Annotated in this window: 10 protein-coding genes; 2 read left to right on the top strand and 8 right to left on the bottom strand. The window is 64.8% G+C overall.

Going from position 1 to position 17,816, the window contains the following annotated elements; all coding sequences use genetic code 11:
- Window positions 1-59: 59 nt before the first annotated feature.
- The 5 genes from V6584_RS06920 to V6584_RS06900 form a co-directional block, all read right to left on the bottom strand.
- Window positions 60-1,379: an ABC transporter substrate-binding protein gene (locus V6584_RS06920; RefSeq protein ID WP_340469884.1), complete on the bottom strand. Its 1,320-nt coding sequence runs from the start codon at window positions 1,377-1,379 to the stop codon at window positions 60-62.
- Between the two features lie 348 nt (window positions 1,380-1,727).
- Window positions 1,728-2,720, bottom strand: coding sequence for a glycoside hydrolase family 43 protein (locus V6584_RS06915; RefSeq protein WP_340469885.1), 993 nt, complete (start codon window positions 2,718-2,720; stop codon window positions 1,728-1,730).
- Between the two features lie 117 nt (window positions 2,721-2,837).
- Window positions 2,838-6,080 (bottom strand): family 43 glycosylhydrolase, encoded by a 3,243-nt coding sequence (locus V6584_RS06910; RefSeq protein WP_340469886.1) that lies wholly within the window; start codon window positions 6,078-6,080, stop codon window positions 2,838-2,840.
- A 228-nt stretch (window positions 6,081-6,308) separates the two neighbouring features.
- Entirely contained in the window at window positions 6,309-7,391 is a 1,083-nt protein-coding gene (locus V6584_RS06905; protein WP_340469887.1) for a LacI family DNA-binding transcriptional regulator, read from the bottom strand.
- A complete protein-coding gene (locus V6584_RS06900; RefSeq protein WP_340469889.1) occupies window positions 7,388-9,625 on the bottom strand; it encodes a family 43 glycosylhydrolase in 2,238 nt (745 codons plus the stop codon). Before V6584_RS06900 ends, V6584_RS06905 begins: the two co-directional genes overlap by 4 nt.
- Window positions 9,626-9,918: 293 nt before the next feature.
- Here V6584_RS06900 and V6584_RS06895 point away from each other — a divergent pair, with 293 nt between their 5' ends.
- Window positions 9,919-11,490: a glycoside hydrolase family 43 protein gene (locus V6584_RS06895; RefSeq protein ID WP_404802637.1), complete on the top strand. Its 1,572-nt coding sequence runs from the start codon at window positions 9,919-9,921 to the stop codon at window positions 11,488-11,490.
- Between the two features lie 48 nt (window positions 11,491-11,538).
- Entirely contained in the window at window positions 11,539-13,149 is a 1,611-nt protein-coding gene (locus V6584_RS06890) for a glycoside hydrolase family 43 protein (protein WP_340469890.1), read from the top strand.
- Window positions 13,150-13,178: 29 nt separating this feature from the next.
- Here V6584_RS06890 and V6584_RS06885 read toward each other — a convergent pair whose 3' ends face one another.
- The 3 genes from V6584_RS06885 to V6584_RS06875 all read right to left on the bottom strand — a co-directional run bounded on the left by V6584_RS06885 (window position 13,179) and on the right by V6584_RS06875 (window position 17,779).
- A complete protein-coding gene (locus tag V6584_RS06885) occupies window positions 13,179-14,537 on the bottom strand; it encodes a glycoside hydrolase family 27 protein (protein WP_340470004.1) in 1,359 nt (452 codons plus the stop codon).
- Window positions 14,538-14,632: 95 nt separating this feature from the next.
- Window positions 14,633-15,721, bottom strand: a complete 1,089-nt coding sequence (locus V6584_RS06880) for a glycoside hydrolase family 43 protein (RefSeq protein ID WP_340469891.1) — start codon at window positions 15,719-15,721, stop codon at window positions 14,633-14,635.
- A 171-nt stretch (window positions 15,722-15,892) separates the two neighbouring features.
- Window positions 15,893-17,779 carry an ABC transporter ATP-binding protein gene (locus V6584_RS06875; protein WP_340486331.1) on the bottom strand — a complete coding sequence of 629 codons (1,887 nt, stop codon included), beginning with the start codon at window positions 17,777-17,779 and terminating at the stop codon, window positions 15,893-15,895.
- Window positions 17,780-17,816: the final 37 nt, after the last annotated feature.

Genomic DNA, 17,816 nt, shown 5'->3' with positions numbered 1-17,816 from the left:
GCCGTGTCAGGGGAACAGTACGCCCGACACGGCCCTCCACGACGGATGTGGACGTCGGATCAGTCCTCGGCCTTGTACTCGTCCAGGTACTTCTGGATCTTGTCGGAAGCCTTGGAGAGGGAGGCGGCGATGTCATCGTCCGTGCGGGCGGTGTTCTGCGTCACCGAGTCGAGCGTGGCGGAGATATCCGCGAAACCGCCCTTGAGGCCGGCGATGCCGATGTAGGACTTGTCGGTGTTCTCCGCCACCTTGGCGATCAGGGGGCGCTTGGCAAGCTCTTCGGCGGTCACGGTCTTGTTGTTCGGCGGGTAGGCGGAACCCAAGGACCACATGACCTGGTTGTCATGGTTGTTGTAGTACTTGAAGAAGGCGTAGATGCCCTTCTTCTTGGCCTCGTCCTTGACCTGGGAGGTGACCCACCAGTACAGGCCGGTGGAACCGGTGTTGGAACCCTTCTTGCCGTCTGGGTAGGTGTAGGAACCGCTGCCCGAGGGGACGGGGAAGAGGTCGTGCTTGATGCCCTTGTCGGTCGCGGCCTGATCCTCCCAGGGGCCGACGATGACCATGGCGGACTGGCCGGACTCGAAGGACTCACGTGCGGCGGTGTCATCCATGCCGCTCTTGGAGTACCCGCCCTTGTAGAAGGCGCGCATCTTCTCCAGGAAGGCCTTGTTCTCCGGGGAGTTGATGGAGACCTTGCCGTCCGTGGTGTACAGGCCGGTGCCGTTGCCCTTCATGAAGGCTGCCCAACCCATGTCGGACAGGGCCATGCCATACTGGGAGCCGTCCTTCTTGGTCAGCTTCTTGGCCACCTCGAGCATCTCATCCCAGGTCTTGGGGTAGTCCTTCTCGGTCAGGCCGGCGGCCTTCCACATGTCGGTGTTGTACCAGACGGTGGTGGGGGCGTAGCCCATGGGGACCGCGCACTTCTCGTCCTTGCCGTCGATCTTGAACTGAATCTGCTTGACCACGTTGGGCAGGTAGTTGTCGGTCTCGTTGCTCTTGTCTTCATAGAAGTCCGAAACGCACTGGAAGGTGCCGTCGATGGACCAACCCTGGCCGTTGTCGGCGCCGGTGGTGACGAAATCGGGGCCATCGCCGGAGGTGACCTTGGTGACCATGGTCTCGCCGATGGTGCTCCAGGGCTGCAGCTGTGCATCGATGTGATACTGCTTCTGGGACTTGTTGAAGTTATCGACGATTTTCTTCAGTGTCTTGCCGTCGGCCTCGGAGAACCCGTGCCACATGACGATGTTGGTCACACCGTCCTTGCCCTTGGCTTCTCCGCCCTTGCTGCCTGAGCCGCAGCCGGACAGACCTACAGTGCCCAGTGTGGCCAGAGCCACAGCAGCTACTGCCGCTTTCCTGATTGCCTTCATCTTCATTCCTTTCAACATGAAAAGCCGTTACAAGGTCCTTTCGGAAGCCGGGGACCACAATGGCCCTTTCTTCGCGATCAAACCCAACAGCTGCCTAATCATGCTTCCTCACACGTGAACGGTGCCCACGTCCTTGTAAACTAACGTGTTTCCAACGTTGCAAACGATATAATAGCAATTTCTCTAACGATGTACAAGTTGAGCTCGTGTCCAGCTGCCTGACAGGCGGGAAGGGTCCCCTCCCGCCTTACCGCAGGGGTCGGATCCCCGATTCCCGGGGCCCGGCACCGGCCGGCATGGTCCCGGGAACAGGATGCCGGCCCGCCCCGCAGCCAGACGGTCCCGGCCTCAGTGGCTCCCGTCAGGGGGCAGGATGTCCCTGGTCTGGGGGGTCCACCGGTCATCCGGCAGGGGAACGCCGAAGTCCGGCCCGTCGTCGGTCCACCTGACCAGGCCCACGCGGGCATGGCGGTTGGGGTCGAAGAGGGGGTCGCCCTCTATGTGGGTGTAGTTTCGGGCGTGGTAGATCATCAGGTCCTGACTGCCGTCCTCACTGACCGTGAACGAATTATGGCCGGGACCGTACTGATGGTTGGCCTCATCCGTTTTGAAGACCGGGTGGTCGCTCTTGGTCCAAGAGGCGGGATCCAGGAGGTCCCCGTCCTCCCGGGCGGTCAGCATCCCCACTGCATAGGGCACTCCGGTGCCGGAGGCCGAGTAGGTCAGGTAGACCATGCCCTCGTGCCGCAGGACGGCCGGCCCCTCGTTCACCTTGAAATCGACGCACTCCCAGTCATACTCGGGCTTGGAGAGCATGACCGGCTCGGTCGACAGGGTCCAGGGGTTGCTCATGGCCGCTATGTAGAGGTTGGAGTTCCCCTCGATCGCAGGGTCCTTCTGCGCCCAGATCAGGTATTGGACCCCCTTGATCACCTCGGTGGTGGCATCCAGCGAGAAGGAGTCGACCGGGGTTTCGACCCTCCCCTTCTCCACCCAGTTGTCGCTCATCGGGTCTTCGTCCTTGTTCTCCAGGACGAACATCCGGTGGGTGGGCAGGTCGGCGGACCCGAAGTCCTCCTCCGCGGCGGCGAAGTAGATGTACCAGGCATCGCCTATGCGATGGAGCTCGGGGGCCCAGATGTATCTGCTCATGGGGCCGGACTCGTGCTTGTGCCAGATTTCTTTCTCCGGGGCGGCCTGAAGGTCGTCTATCCGGTCCGCCCGGCGCAGGACGATGCGGTCGTAGGCCGGATAGGACCCGGTGAAATAGTATGCGCCCTGGTGCTTGATGACCCAGGGGTCGGCCCGCTGCAGGACGACCGGATTATGGTATTCACTCATTATGCATTCCTCACGGGAAAGAAACGAACTCGCTGTTTTACATCGTTAATATATAACGTTGCATATTGCAGCTCACCCGGTTTCCCACTATCTGTCGTTTTTCTTTGCAGAACCGGCTTAATCGAACCTTGACCTGCCTCGGACCAGGGCCCAGGACCCCAGACAGAGGGCGACCAGGCAGGCCGCCAGGGCCGGGATGACGGTTGAACCCGTCCTCGCCAACCCCTGCGGATCCTCAGCCCTTGCCGGACCCCCAAGGTGGGCGGGCCGGTGGGCCGGACGGCGGGCCGGGGAGGGACCACGGTCGGTGGCATGGTGCTCCCCTCCCGGGACATCCCCAGGCACCGTCCCGGTCGGCAGGGTCGGCGGATTGCCGGCGCCCTCGCCCTGCGGGTCTTGGCAGGAGACGATCGAGGCCTTGAAGGGGACCGGGCGCGAACCCCAAATGGCCACGGCTCCGGCCCCCTTGGAGACGTCTTCACCAGCCTGCGGGAAAACGTCTCCGCCGACCCCGCTGAAGAAGACGACCGGACGGCCGGCCTCGTCGGTCTGGCTGCCCACCGTGGCCCGGTAGAGGCCATGCAGGCGGACACCCGGGTCCGAGGAGGTCACATTGATGGTCAGGGCCGACCCCTGCAACACCCATGTCCCCTTGGCCTGGCCGGCCAGACGGCCGCCGGGTCGCAGGCTGACGGTCCGGGAGACGTAGATGGCGTCGCTGGCCAGACCGGAACCCGCATATGAGCGGGTGGGGTCGTGTACCACCACGCTGTAGTCGCCCGGGATCCTGTCGGCCGTCACGGCGCCGACCCCGTCCGAGTACTCGAAGGGGGCCATGACCAACCAGCCGTCAGGGGAGGTCACCATCTCATTGACCCTGACCTGGTGCTCTTCCAAGTTGCCACTGGTACGCACGAAGCGGGTGTGGTAGACGTTGAAGACCCTCCCCCCATCGACCAGGAGGGCGTTGCCCCCCTGGGAGGTCTGGACGCTCTCCTGACCAGGCTGGATGTATGACCCGGTGATCCTCAGACCGCGGTTGACCACCTTGTCGTCGATTATCTTCCTCCCGTAGACGGCAGGCTTGCCGTTCTGATCCAGGTAGGGGCCGGTGATGGAGCGGGAGCGGAACTCCCTCATCTGGTAGCCGCCGGTCTGGGACAGGCCTCCGTAGGAAAGCATCAGGTACCACCAGTCGCCCCGGTGCACCAGGGCCGACCCCTCACCGGAGTTGCCGAAACCTCCGGCCAGTTTGTGCCCGTAGTAGGCATCAGAGACGTTGGGCTTGGTCTCGTAGGTGGTCCGGTAATCACGCAGGCCGGTGGCGGGGTCCAACTTGACCAGCCAGATGCCGCCGAACCATGAGCCGAAGCTCATCCACAGGCCGCCCTGGCCGTCATAGCGCACACAGGCGTCTATCATGTTGACCCCCGTGTCCTCCAGGCTCTCGTAGCGGGTGAGGTCGGCACCCCGCCCCAGCACCCTGGGCACATCGGTCAGGTCCACGTTTGAGGGCTGGAATCCCGAATAGATGACCGGGCCGACCAGGGTCCAGTCCCCCTCTATGTCATCGGCCGTCAGGAGGACCATGACGGACTTCTGGTAGGGGAAGCCTCCCCCGTTCAGGCTCAGGTACATGCACCACTTGCGCATGGTGGGGTTCCAGATCACATCAGGCGCCCACATGTTCCCGGTCACATCGGGGTTGGACTCCTGCTTGGGCCATGCATTCCAGACCGGGGCCAGGATCCGCTTGTAGTCGGTGCTCAGGTTGTTGGTGAAGGGTTCCCAGTGTTTCAGATCCGTGCTGCGGGCCCAGGCCCGGTGGGATCCGAACAGGTAGTACTTCCCGTTGGCCTTGACCACGCCCGGATCATGGACGGAGACCCTGCTGTGGGTGGTGTCGGCCCCGGCCGACTCGGGCTTGACTGTGACCTTGACGACCTTTTCAATCCTGTCCGTGGAACCGGCCGGACTGATGACGGCGGTCAGGGAGACAGTCCTGCCGCCCCCGCAGGTGGGCCTCGTCACCCGGGCGGGCACCTGCTGCGAACCTGAGATGCGGGCACCCACCTTCACCAGGGCCGGGTCAGAGGATGTCCAGGTCATGGAGCCCTCCAGCCTGTACTGCGGCAGGGAGACCGTGGCTGGCAGGAGGAAATCGCCGCGGATGTCCCCCGCGTCCTCTATCGCGACGGCATCGGCAAGGAGCCTGTTCTTCGCATCCCGGTCCAGATGACGGGGGACAAGGATCTCGAAGTCGCGGGTCACATCCTTCGAAGGTTCCTGCACTCCTTCGACCGGCGTCAGCTTGGCCGTCAGTGTGACCGCCACGTCACTCCCCCTCCGGTTCACATGGACCCGGCCAGTGGCCTGGTCCACCTTCAGCGCAGCAGGGTACGAGGAGGTCCACGTGACGACGGCGGCCCCGGTGGAAGTGGGCAGGGTGAAGTCGTCGACGGCGCTGGCCGGGACGGTCAGAGAGCCCGCCTGGTTGTCCAACAGGTCGCTCACCCCTTCGGAGGGGAGGGTGGCCGCTATCTGCCCGGGGGTGAGCGCCCCCTCATAGACGGTGAAGGATTTCACGGCCCCGTGGAAAATGGCATCGCCCAGGCCGGGGTACCTCGAGAACCCTATGACGTCATGGGTGTGGTCCCCGAAGGCGGCAGGGTTGGTGGAGGCCTTGGAGGAACCGACCGGAATGCCGTTGATATAGAGGCGGACCATGTCGTCGCGCCCGTCCACGGTCGCCGTCAGGGTTTCGAATCGCTCCGTCGACAGATTCCTGGATGCGGAGAAGAAGGTCTCGCCATCCCCGTTGCCCTTGGAGGTTATCGAGGTGTACAGGGAGGTGTGGGTGGAGGTGGCCCAGGAACCCTTGCCCGTCTGCCCCGTGCCCCCCAGGGACCACAGGTAGGTCCAGGGGCCCGACCCGTTGAAGGGGTCGTTGCGCACCAATATGGAGACCGTCGCGCTGGCGCGCCCCTTGAGTATGTCGTCAGGAAGCTTCACGTAGTAGGAGCCGTCAAAGGCCAGGGACCCATCGGTCTTGACCGCCCGTGCGGGGCTTCCGCCCTCGGTCAGAAGGCGGGCCTGTCCGAAGGGGGATCCGGCGGCCGAATCAGCCACCGCCGAAGCGCCGGCGGGCATGGCGGCGAAGTCGTAATCGACCAGGGGACGGGGCAGGCTCTGGGCCGAGTGTGCGGGATTGCCATCACCCTCGAGTGACGAACGGTCATCGGCCCGGGCCCCCGAGACCGACAGACCCCCTGCCAGAGTCATCCCCGCGACTGCGGAGAGAACGGCACAGAAGCGGATGAACCGCCTCCTGCCTGAAGAAGAAGCATCGACCATGACCATGCACAACCTTTCTCCCAGGGACGGCGCCTCCGTGCACCATCCTCCGACGGGCGCCCATCGCCCGCCCCTTCCGCCCCGGTCGGGGACGTCTGGCATGACAACATGTTACAACGTTATAAAAAATAGGGCCAGATTCCCTCCATCCGCGTGTGGAGGTCCGGCGGCGGCCGGGGGGAGAAGCCTCCCCCGGCCCGGAAAGGGGCCGAAGCGGCTATTCGGAAGTATGGGTCAGATGGACTGCTCGTCGCCCTGCACGGAACGGGTGGACTTACGCACGACCAGGGAGGAGGAGACCTTCCGGAAGACATGCTCTCCAGGTGCCGTGTTCAGGGGGCGGTCCCCGTTGATCCTGTCCTTGAGGACCCTGACGGAGAGGCGGGCCACGGCCTTCAGGCCCGGCGAGATGGATGTCAGGGAGGGGGAAAGGTACTGGGAATCCTCGGAGTTGTCGAAACCGATGACCGATATGTCATCGGGCACCGACATGCCGTGCATCTGGATGGAATGGAGGACCCCGGCGGCCAGCATGTCGTTCAGGGCCACCACCCCATCGGGGACGACGCCGGCATCGAGCAGGGAATTCATCGCGTTGACCCCGTCGATCCTGTGCCACATGCGGGAGGGGGCCACCAGCTTGGGGTCGAAATCCAGCCCGGCCTCCTCCAGGCCCTGCCGGTACCCGTCCAGACGGAGGGCGGCGGAACCCAGTTTCTCACCGGGATGGGTGCCTATGACCGCTATGCGACGGCAGCCGGTGCTGATCAGGTAGGCCGTGGCGTGCTTGGCCCCCTCCACGTTCTCGGTGGCCACATGGTCGAACCTGTCGCTGAAGATCCTCTCCCCCAGGACCACCAGAGGGTAGTCGACCTCAAGCTGCTCGACATCGTCCATGCCCAACTCCAACGGGCTGTAAATCAGACCGTCGATCATGGAGTGCTGGGACCCATGGAGGGCCTCCAGCTCCCCTTCGCGCGAGTAGAGGGTGGGTTCGACCAGGACCCTCATGCCCAGTTTCTTGCTCTCCTCGATCACCAGGGAGGAGAGCTGGGCGAAGTAGGGCATGGCCAGATCCGGTATGGCCAGGGAGATGATCCCCGTGTAGCCCAGTCTCAGGTTCCTGGCCGGCACGTTGACCTGATAACCCAGCTCATTGATGGCCTTGTTGACCTTCTCCCTGGTGGAGCTGGAGACGAATTCGTAGTCGTTGACCACGTTCGATACCGTCTTGACCGACACCCCCGCCGCCTTGGCGACGTCTTTCATCGTGGGCATGACGCCCCGGGCCGACCCGGCCGAAGTGGCTGAACTCATAAGACGTTGACCTCCAAGGTGACGAAAGCACGGGTGGGGTCGAGCTCCTCATCCGCCTGCATATCCAATACGGGCATCCCCTCAGCTGACCAGTGGACGCGCCGCACCTGGCTGTCCCGGCCCAGATAGCGTTCACTGTCATGCTCTGCATTGTGGAACACATACAACATGTTTCCGTCCTCGTCTTCAGACCACATGCCGTGACCCGTTCCCAGCTGCCACTCGCCATTGTATAGCCCCGACTTCTGCAAGGGGTAATCCAATTTGGACCAGACCGCGGGATTCGTCAGATCCTCGCCCTGGCCCGCCGGAGCGGTCACCAGGCCCGTCGTGTAGTCGATGCCCACCAGGGAACCCGAATAGATCAGATAGATCCGCCCCCCGTGGACCACGGCGTTTGGCCCCTCGGCGATCATGTTGTCCCAGGCGAACTCCGGCACCACGATCTGGCGGGGGCTCCCGGTCAGCCTGTCCGGCCTGTCAGGGTCGAAGGTGGCGATCCAGATGGAACCCACCTGCTGCCAGGCGTAGTACCAGGTGCCTGAATCCTGGAAGACGGTCATGTCCAGGCTGATTCTTTGGACCGGGTTCAAGGGCCCGCCGTCGGCCCTCAGAATCGGGGACGGGGCCGTCCAGTTGCCGGGTTGACGGGGGTCCAGGTCCTCCCCCCCTGCATCCTGGCGCAGTTGCATGATGTGGCAGCTGCCGGTCCACATATCCGGCAGGCCCGCCCGGTCGTTGGGCGTCCCGTCGGGGTTGGTGGCCTCCCCGTCGAAACAGGGCATGAAGAGTATCGAGAGACGGCCGCCGATCACATGGATTTCCGGGGCCCAGAAGCAGCCGGTCATGGCCCTCCCCTCGCTGTTGAGGTCTCCCCGGCGCAGGAGGTCTATCTCGCGCTCCCTCCCTCCGGCCTCATCGCTCAGTTGGCTTATGGTGTCGGCCACCCGCAGGGGCATGTGGGTGCGGCCTGCGCGGGGGTCCACACAGTTGCCGTCCGCGTCCTCGGTGGCGATGAACATGAAGAGGGGCGACCCCTTCCAGGTCCAGCGGAAGATGGAGGGGTCGGCCCTTTGACGGGCGAAGGGGACCGGATAGACGGTCTGGCGCACCCGCCCCCTGACCAATCTGCGGCCCGGGTGGTACGTCCCGTCGGCCAGGCAGGCCGTCAAAGCCTCCACCTGGGCCTGGTCCCAGTCCACCGCCCTCGAGGCCCGCGACCCGTCGTTGTATGACAGGACGGCCCGGGTGGAACGGATGGCCTCACCGGCATGGACGGCCGCCGCCCGCCGGTCGTCAGGGGAGCTGCCTCCTGCGGGCAGGGTGAGCGGTCCCACCTCTACGCCGGTGTTGTAGATCCGGCCGAACCGCTCCATCAGGGCCCTTGCCTGGGCCCCGTCGATCCCGACGACGTTTCCGGCCTGGGCCCCCTCAATCCCGCAGCCGGCCCAGGCAGTCTCCCGGTCGATCCCCGCCAGGGGGTCGCCCTGTGAGAGGGGGTCGGACAGGTCGTCGAGGCGGGTCATCCCGGTGACCCTCCCTGCCCTTGAAAGGTCGTCCATACGGGCGGTGCAGAGGTGACCCCCGTCGTCCTCCCAGTAAAGCCGGCAGGCCATCCCCTCCCCTTCCGCTACCGCCCTGGGGCGGTGGACCCCGCCTGCCCCCTGGATGTGGACCTGGGGCAGGCGGTGGTAGTCGATCAGGTCAGGCGAGAGGGCCAGGAGGAAGGAGTCGGCCTCGGACCCGTCCGGACGGCCCCCCCTGGCCGTGCGGGTGGCCAGGATGGCGAAGGTGCCGTCATGCAGACGCAGGAGGAAGGGGTCGATCAGGCTTTTGAGCACCAGGTCCTCACCCGGCATGACGGCCTGATGACCCACGGCCGGGCTGACCGGTGAAGCTTCCTGGCCGTCGGGGTTGTCATGGGCGGCCAGGCCCTGGTTGCGGTCCCGGCCCTGGAGCGCCCTGGGCTCAGGTTGGAGGTCGGCCCCGGCCCTGCAGGCCCCGCGAGCCTCTGCCGGCACCCCCTCGACGGGGACGGCGGCGGCGAAGAAGATTCCGTATCCTGCATTGAGGGGTTCCCAGTCTCCTGAGGCGGCGGAACGGATGGCCAGGTGCATGCTGAGGGCCACGTCCTCGTTGTTGGCCTCCTCGCGGCTGGTGGGCTTGCGGGTGTAACAGAAGAGGGAGGCCGATTCGGACCCTTCACCTTCGCCTGATCTTGAATCGACGCTCATGGCAGACCTCCATCCGCTCGGCACTGGTGACGGCGGCCGGTCGGCCCTCCCGAGGAGCCTGATGCATCCTTGTCAGCTTGTCAACGCCCTCACCGACGTATAGTATTTCTAACGATATAAACTATACATGGAGACCGGCCGAACAGCACACATTTCACATGGAGAAACGGCTGTGAGGGGCCGGCCCTACCAGGCCGGCCCCAGATGGACGGAGGAGTGCCGTCGGCCGAGATTCACAACGTTGTAACCTTCACAGCTGACCATGGCCCAGGGGGCCGGAAAGAGAGGACGTCTTGTCACAGGCAATCAGGCGAAGAGAGGCGCTCAAAGGGCTGACGGCCTTGGCCGCCGGACTGGTGATGCTGCTTACGGGGTCCCTGGCCGCCTGCGGGCAGGGCGGGGGCGGGTCCGCGCAGACCCATCAGGAACCCAAACGGGTCTCCGTCCACGACCCGTCCGTGGTCAGATCCGGCAAGGACTATTATGTGTTCGGCTCCCACAGGGCCTATGCCAAGAGCACCGATCTGGTCAACTGGACCCCCTTCACCAACAACCTCAGCCGGGACTATGAGAAGATCTTCGCCGACATCTGGAAGGACTGGCCCAAGCAGTCGTCCAACCCCGATGTCAAAGGGAACATGTGGGCCCCTGACGTCTACTACAACAAGACAATGAAGAAGTGGTGCATGTACCTGAGCCTGAACGGGGCCGAGCACCGGTCGGTCATCGTCCTGCTCACCGCCGACAGGGTGGACGGGGACTGGACCTATGTGGGCCCGGTCATCTATTCGGGCTTCACCAGGGCCAACTACATGAGCACCGACATCCCCAAGGTCCTGGGCGACGACCCCGGGCTGGACCGCTACCAGTCATACACGGACACCGGCATCAACGCCATCGACGCCTGTGTCAAGGACGACGGCCAGGGAGGCCTCTGGATGAGCTTCGGCTCCTGGTTCGGCGGGGTCTGGATGATCCGCCTGGACCCCGCCACCGGCCTGCGTGATTACCGGACCACCTATGAGACCAAGCCCAACGTCTCCGACGCTTACTACGGCCACAAGATCGCCGGCGGCTTCGGCAACTCGGGCGAGGGGTCGGCCCTCCTGCACACCAACGGACACTGGTACCTCTTCCTCTCCTACGGCAAGCTGGTGCAGACCGGGGGCTACCAGATGCGCATGTTCCGTGCCGACAAGATAACAGGCCCCTACCTGGACCAGGCCGGCAACCCGGCCATCTCCACCAGCACGGCCGCCGACAACTGGACCGACAAGACCGGCATCCGTCTGATGGCCTCCTATCAGTGGAGCGGCGACAGGAAGGGCGACATCGAGGTCTCCCAGGGTGGCAACACCGCCCTCCATGACGAGGACGGGACCGACTACGTGGTCTATCACACCAGGTTCTCCGACCGGAAGGAAGAGCATCAGATCAGGGTCCGCCAGCTCATCCCCACCTCGGACGGCTGGCTGGTCGCAGCCCCTTACGAGTATCTGGGGACCAAGGCAGGCGGTGCGTACACCGCCAAGGACGAGGCCGGGGCATACGAGCTGATCACCCACGACCCGACCACCTTCTTCAAGGGGCCCCGCAAGGTCACCGACCAGCACAGCACCAACTACCGGGGGGTCAACAAGGCCGTCGACATCGAGCTCAAGGCCGACGGGACCGTCGACGGCGGGCGGAAGGGAACCTGGAAGGCCGGGCGGGATGGCCAGGTGACCATCACGCTGGAGGGGGGCGACTACCCCGCCACCTACCAGGGGGTCTTCGCCCGGCTCCCCCGCGACAAGGACGGCAGGAAGGTCATGACCTTCAGCGCCCTGGGCGGCAACGTCTGCATCTGGGGTTCGAAGGCCTGAATCCTGCCCGTGGGGATCCGGGGCAGGGAAGGAATGCAAGGAGGGACCATGTCCGCAAACCAAGACCGCGATGTCAGGGCCCGCCAGCCGGGAAGACCGTCCACCCCGGCCCCCTTGCCGGGCAGGCCCCGCCACGCGGAGATCCACGACCCCGCCATCGCACGCGAGGGCGGGCGGTATTACATATTCGGCACCCACCGCCGGTTCGCCTCCAGCCCCGACCTGGTGGACTGGGACCGGCTCGAATGCAACATCACCAGGGATTACGAGGCCATCTTCGACCGTGTCTGGCGGGCCTGGCCCAAGCAGGCCGAGGGGGAGGACGTGGCCGGCAACATGTGGGCGCCGGATGTCATCTGGAACCCGGTCATGGGCCGGTGGTGCATGTACATGAGCGTGAACGGGGCCGCATACAGGTCCTGCATCGTCCTCCTGACGGCCGAACACCTGGATGGGGACTGGACCCTGGTGGGGCCTGTGGTCTATTCGGGCTTCGCCCCCGACACCGTCGAGGCCACGGACGTGCCCCGCGTGCTGGGGACCGGGGCCGACCTGGACCGGTACCGCTCCCTGAAGGACACCCGCATCAATGCGATCGACGCAGGGGTGGCCTTCGACGGTGAGGGCCGCCTGTGGATGAACTTCGGCTCCTGGTTCGGTGGGGTCTGGCTCCTGGAGCTGGACCCGGCAACCGGCCTGCGCCGCTACGGGACCTCCTACCCCACGATCCGGGACAGGTCCGATGCCTATTACGGCTGCAAACTGGCCGGCGGGAGGTGGGTCTCCGGCGAGGGTTCCTACCTAGTCCACCGGGGTGGCTGGTGGTACCTCTTCCTCTCTTACGGAAGACTGGACCGGACCGGCGGTTATCAGGTCCGCCTCTTCCGTTCCCCCTCCATCACCGGCCCCTATCTGGACCAGGCCGGGCAGGACGCAGTGGCCGACGGCAGCGAAGAGGGCGGCGAGGAGGGGCACAACTGGACCGGCCCCAAGGGAATACGTCTCATGTCCACCTGCCGGTGGGCCCCGGGCCCGCATGAGGACGCCGACATCGAGGTGGCCCAGGGGCATAATTCGGTCCTGTGCGACGATGATGGCAGCCTCTTCATCGTCTTCCACACCAGGTTCATCGGCAGGGGGGAGGACGAAATCGAGACCAGGATCCACCAGCTCCTTCCCACGGATGATGGCTGGCTGACGGTGGCCCCCTTCGAATACCGGGGGGTCCGTGCTCATCCGGGCAGGGAGGACCTGGCCCCCACGGACCTGGTGGGGGGCTGGCAGGTGGTGACTCACCGCCAGGAGACCTTCTTCGACGGTCGCAGGGGCGACACCTCCGGGGACTACCTGGGCGTCAACCACCCGGCCATGGTCAATCTGGCCGCCGACGGGACCCTGACCTGGCATCCAGCCCCCCAGACGGCCCCTGCCTCGCCCTCCGCCGGCACCCCCGCCGCCGGCTCGCAGGAGGGCGACGCCGCCCGGGGAACCTGGTCCTACGATCCGGACAGGGGGACGATCCGTCTTGCCCTGCCCTCGGTGACCTACAGGGGGGTCGCCACCCGCCTGCCGGATGAGGCCGGAGGGGATATGAGGGTCTGTCTGAGCGCCATCGGCGGGAACCTGTCCATCTGGGGCGCCAGGGCAGAGACCGCCTGAGAGGGGTAGGGCGTAAAGCAGTCAGAGGGTCAGCGGGGGTCCAGTGCCACCCAGACGACCCCGTGGGCCGGGACGGTGGCGACCAGTTCCCGGTCCTCCCCCGCACCTTCCATGCCAAGGTCGGAGGGGGCCGACTCACGGCCCTCCCACAGGTCGGTCAGTTCCCAATCGACAGAGGCCCGTCCGATGCCGACCAGGCTCTTGAGAGGCACACTGACCTTATGGGCCTGCTCACCGGTCCAGAAGAGGGCGGCATAAACCCCCTCCGGATGGTCGGACCCGGTCCCGTCGGCCCAATCCGCGGCATCGGCCCGCCACACGATCTGGTCGCCCTGGTAGGTCTCGTCATCAGCCCAGTCCGCATTGACCCGCTCACGGACGATTTCGGCATTGCTGCACGATCCGGCGGTCACCTGGACCAGGGCCGGATTACCCAGGAGATCCAGGGTCAGGGCCTCGCTGGTGGGCAGGTCCCCTCCCACCATCAGCGGGGAGCGGCCCATGGCCCAGAGGGTGAGTAGGGTGCGTTGCTCATCGGCGGACAGGAGGCACTGGCGGTCCTCCCCCCGTTCCGCCCTCAGGCCTATGTGGCCCAGGGGGAGCATGTCGGCATCGGCCCAGTGACCGGTCTCCTGGAAGGGGGCCCAACGGGCCAGGCGGACGAACTGCTGGTACACATCCGTCCAGCGGTCCCACAGGTCGTCTGAAATCCGCCAGAGTTGGGCATTCTTACGCAGGAAGTCCACGTGGGTGGTGGGCAGCCATCCACCCGGCGACAGGGAGAGGGTGATCTCGCAGCCGTGGGTCCGCTCGGCCCTGTCGATGGCGTTGTGGTAGGCGGCTATCTCGTCGGCGTGGAAGGGGGTCTGCATGTCGTCCACCTTCAGGTAGTCCACCCCCCATTGGGCGAACTGATCAACCTGGGCGTCATACCAGGCCTGTGCGCCCGGGGCTGACTGGTCCAGACCGTAGTTGTCGGGGTTCCACACGCAGACGTGATCCCTGTCAGCCACCTGGGAGGCCGTGAAGGGGGTGCCGAAGACGGGCAGGTCACGCTCCACGGCCAGGCGGGGTATCCCCCTCATCACGTGGATGCCGAAGTTGAGGCCGAGGTCATGGATTTTGTCGGCCAGGGGCTTGAATCCCAGGCCATCCTTGGCCGAGGGGAAGCGGACCGGGTCGGGCAGCTGCCTGCCGTACCCGTCAAGGACCAGGGGGGCGTTCTCGTTGTAGCCATGGGCCCGGGCGGTCGGGTCATACCAGGCTATGTCGACCACGACCGTGTCCCAGCCGGCCTGCAGGAGGGTGTCGTGCATCACCTGGGCGTTGGCCAGGACCTCCTCCTCGGTGACGGTGGTCCCATACGAATCCCAGCTGTTCCAACCCATTGGGGGTCTCAGTGCCTTGCTCATCCGCGCTCCTTTGCTGACGACTTCCCTTGTTCCGTCTTACTTCCGTATCCTATTGCCGGCCGCGTCCCGCCTCACCGGTCCACCAGGGGTTCCAGCCGGTCGTACTCGGTCCTCGTCAGGGAGATGACCCCTCCATGCTTGGTGTGGGGGGCCAGGCTGAAGTCCGAAGCCTGGGGGTATCCGAAACCGGTGTCCGGGTCATCGCTGACCATGGGCCGGTACCCGATGGAGGGGATCACATCCACCAGCAGGTAGAAGCGGTCCCGGCTATGGTTCGCGTAGAGGGCCGGCCCCTCCACCCCCGACGGGTTCCCGTCGGGCACATAACGGGCCCCTATCCCCTCCTGGATGGTCTCCCACCTGGCTTGGGGAAGCCACCAACGGGGGTCGTCCGTTGCATCCAGCCAGATCCCCCTGCCGAAGGTGTTGTCCTTGGTGGCCCGGTAGGTGCGCAGGCCACCGTCCGGCAGGGGCCGCTGAAGCATGGTGGTGTCGATGCTGTCCCCGCCCGTGTCGATCAGAATCCCCCCGTAGCGGAAATGTTCCTGGGTGAAGTCGGTCGTGACCCCCCACAGGACCCTGTCGTGGACGGATGGGTCCGCATGGTCCAGGTCCCCGTCCGCAAAGAGCTTGGAGGACCAGTAGAGCACAAAGGCCCCTTGACCCGGGCCGTCAAGATCCGGCACCCATAGGCACTCGGGGGCCCAGGCCATGCCCATCTGGGCTCGGGTGCCGTCCTGCCTGACCGAGACATCCAGACGGGTGGGACCCGACCAGTCCACCAGGTCATCGGACTGCCAGACCATGAGGTCGGTGCTCCCGTGGTGGGACCAGTACCCCCACCCCGTCCCCTGCGAACTGTCCCCGCCGAAGACGCGGAGGTCTGTAGCAAGGACATAGACCCTGCCCGTGTCGGGATTGCGCACGATATAGGGGTCCCTCACCCCCGTGGTTCCCAGGGTCGAGGTCAGGCGGGGCCTGCCCGAGTAAAGGGGGGTCCAACGCATGGGGTCGTCCCCCTGGGAGAGGTCGAAGTAGATCCGTTCCGCGTATCCGTCCGGGTCCTCTATGAAGTGGACCATCAGATAGCCGTACGGGTCGTCCTCCCCTCGGCCGCCGGCGGGGGCGACCCTTCCATCCGTTGAAATCCGACTGGTCACATGCACTCCTTTGTCCTTGTCGTCTACGGGCAGGCCGGTCGTTCGTGCCTGCCGGACGGGCCTTGAGCTGGAACCCGAATCCAGTTTACAACGATGTATATCAGTCTGCGCCAAATCGCTCACTCGGCCCCTTCCGGGGACGGGGGGACAGGCCCCTCCCCGGAAGCCGCCTCAGCCCTCTTCCCCGTTGGCCGTCTTGATCATGGCGTACTGGGATTCATGCAGACGGTAATATGCCCCCTTCTTGGCCAGGAGCTCCTCATGGGTGCCATGCTCGATGATCTGCCCGTGGTCGATGTAGAAGATCTGGTCCGAATGCTCGATGGTCGAAAGCCGGTGGGCGATGACGAATGAGGTCCGCCCCTTGAGCAGGTGGGCCAGGCCGGCCTGAAGGGCCTCCTCGGTCCTGGTGTCGATGCTGCTGGTGGCCTCGTCCAGTATCAGGATGCGCGGGTCGGCCAGGAGGACCCTCGAGAAGGCTATCAGCTGACGCTGGCCGGCAGAGAGGGTGGACCCCCTCTCCTCCACCTTGGTGTCATAGCCCTGGGGCAGCTCCATGATGAACTCGTGGGCATGGACGGCCTTTGCCGCCTCGACGATCTCCTCGTCGGTGGCGTCCAGGCGGCCGTACCGGATGTTCTCGCGGACATTGCCGGTGAAGATGAAGGTGTCCTGCAACATGACCCCCATCTGCCGGCGCAGGGAGGAAAGGGTCACGTCCCGCACGTCGTACCCGTCCACGCAGACGCTGCCCTCGCTCACGTCGTAGAAACGTGAGAGGAGGTTGACGATCGTGGTCTTGCCCGCCCCGGTAGGCCCGACCAGTGCCACGGTGCTGCCGGCCGGGACATGGAAGTCCACCAGGTTCAGGATGTTGCGCCCGTCGGGTTCGTACTTGAAGACGACGTCGTTGAAATCGACCCTCCCCTTGATGGGGGGCAGCTCGACGGCACCGGGCTTGTCCTCGATCTCCGGGCGGACGTCCAGGGTCTCGAAGATGCGTTCCAGGTAGGCCGAGCAGGTGATCAGCTGGTTGTAGAAGTTGCCGATGTTGATGATCGGGTTCCAGAAATTGTTGGCATACCCCACGAAGGCGATCAGCATGCCGGTGGTCACCTGGACGCCCCCCATCCCGGTGATCCCCAGATAGTAGATGAGGGCGATGGTGATGGTCGAGATGTTCTGGACGCCGGGCCACATCAGATATTGGATGTGGACGGCCTTCATCCAGTACTTCCTGACCTGGCCCTGCTGTTCCTGGAAGGTCTGGAACTGCTCCCGCTCCCGCACGAAGGTCTGGGTGGTCTTCACGCCGGCGATGGACTCGTGGATGTAGGCGTTCAGGTTGCTCTGCTTGTTGGACAACCTCTGGTAGGCCCGGCGCTGGAAGTGCTGCAGGAAGAGCACATAGACCACCAGGAGGGGCATGAGGACCAGGGACCAGAGGGTCAGTCTCCAGTCTATGAGGAACATGACGATCAGGGTGAGCAGGAAGGTGAAGATATCGGCTATGACGTTGATCAGTCCGGAACTCAGGGTGTCGGACAGGGTGTTCACATAGTTGACGACCCTGATCAGGATCTTTCCATGGGGGCGTGAGTCGAAATAGGAGAAGGGAAGGGTCTGTATATGGGTGAAGAGGTCGCGCCTCATGTCCTTGAGCATGAGCTGACCCACCCGGGTTATGGCCACGGTCCTGTACCGCAGGAGGAGTTCATACACGACGATGGCCACCAGGAAGACGCCGCCCAGGGTGAAGAGCTTGACCGGGTCCTTGGAGGGGATGACGGTGTCGATCATGGTCTTGGTCAGGTAGGGTATGGCCACGGCTATGGCGCTCATCGACAGGACCGCCGCAAGGATGACGGCCCCCTGCTTCAGGTAGGGCTTGAGGTAGACCCCGATGCGCTTGATGTCGGAGAAATTGATCTGCTCTTCGAGGTCCTCGTCCTCCCTGAACGTGTTCCTGCGGCTCCTGCGGGGCCTGCCGTCCCGAACCTGCGCGGATTCACCGGTCGCCTTGCGGCCCCACCGCTTCCCACCTGTCTGCTTCGTCATCATCCCACCTTGGAAAAGTCTTCGACTGCCATCAATG

This window comes from Bifidobacterium favimelis (assembly GCF_037963085.1).
Lineage (GTDB): Bacteria > Actinomycetota > Actinomycetes > Actinomycetales > Bifidobacteriaceae > Bombiscardovia > Bombiscardovia favimelis.
This window is presented reverse-complemented; position numbering and strand designations above follow the sequence as displayed.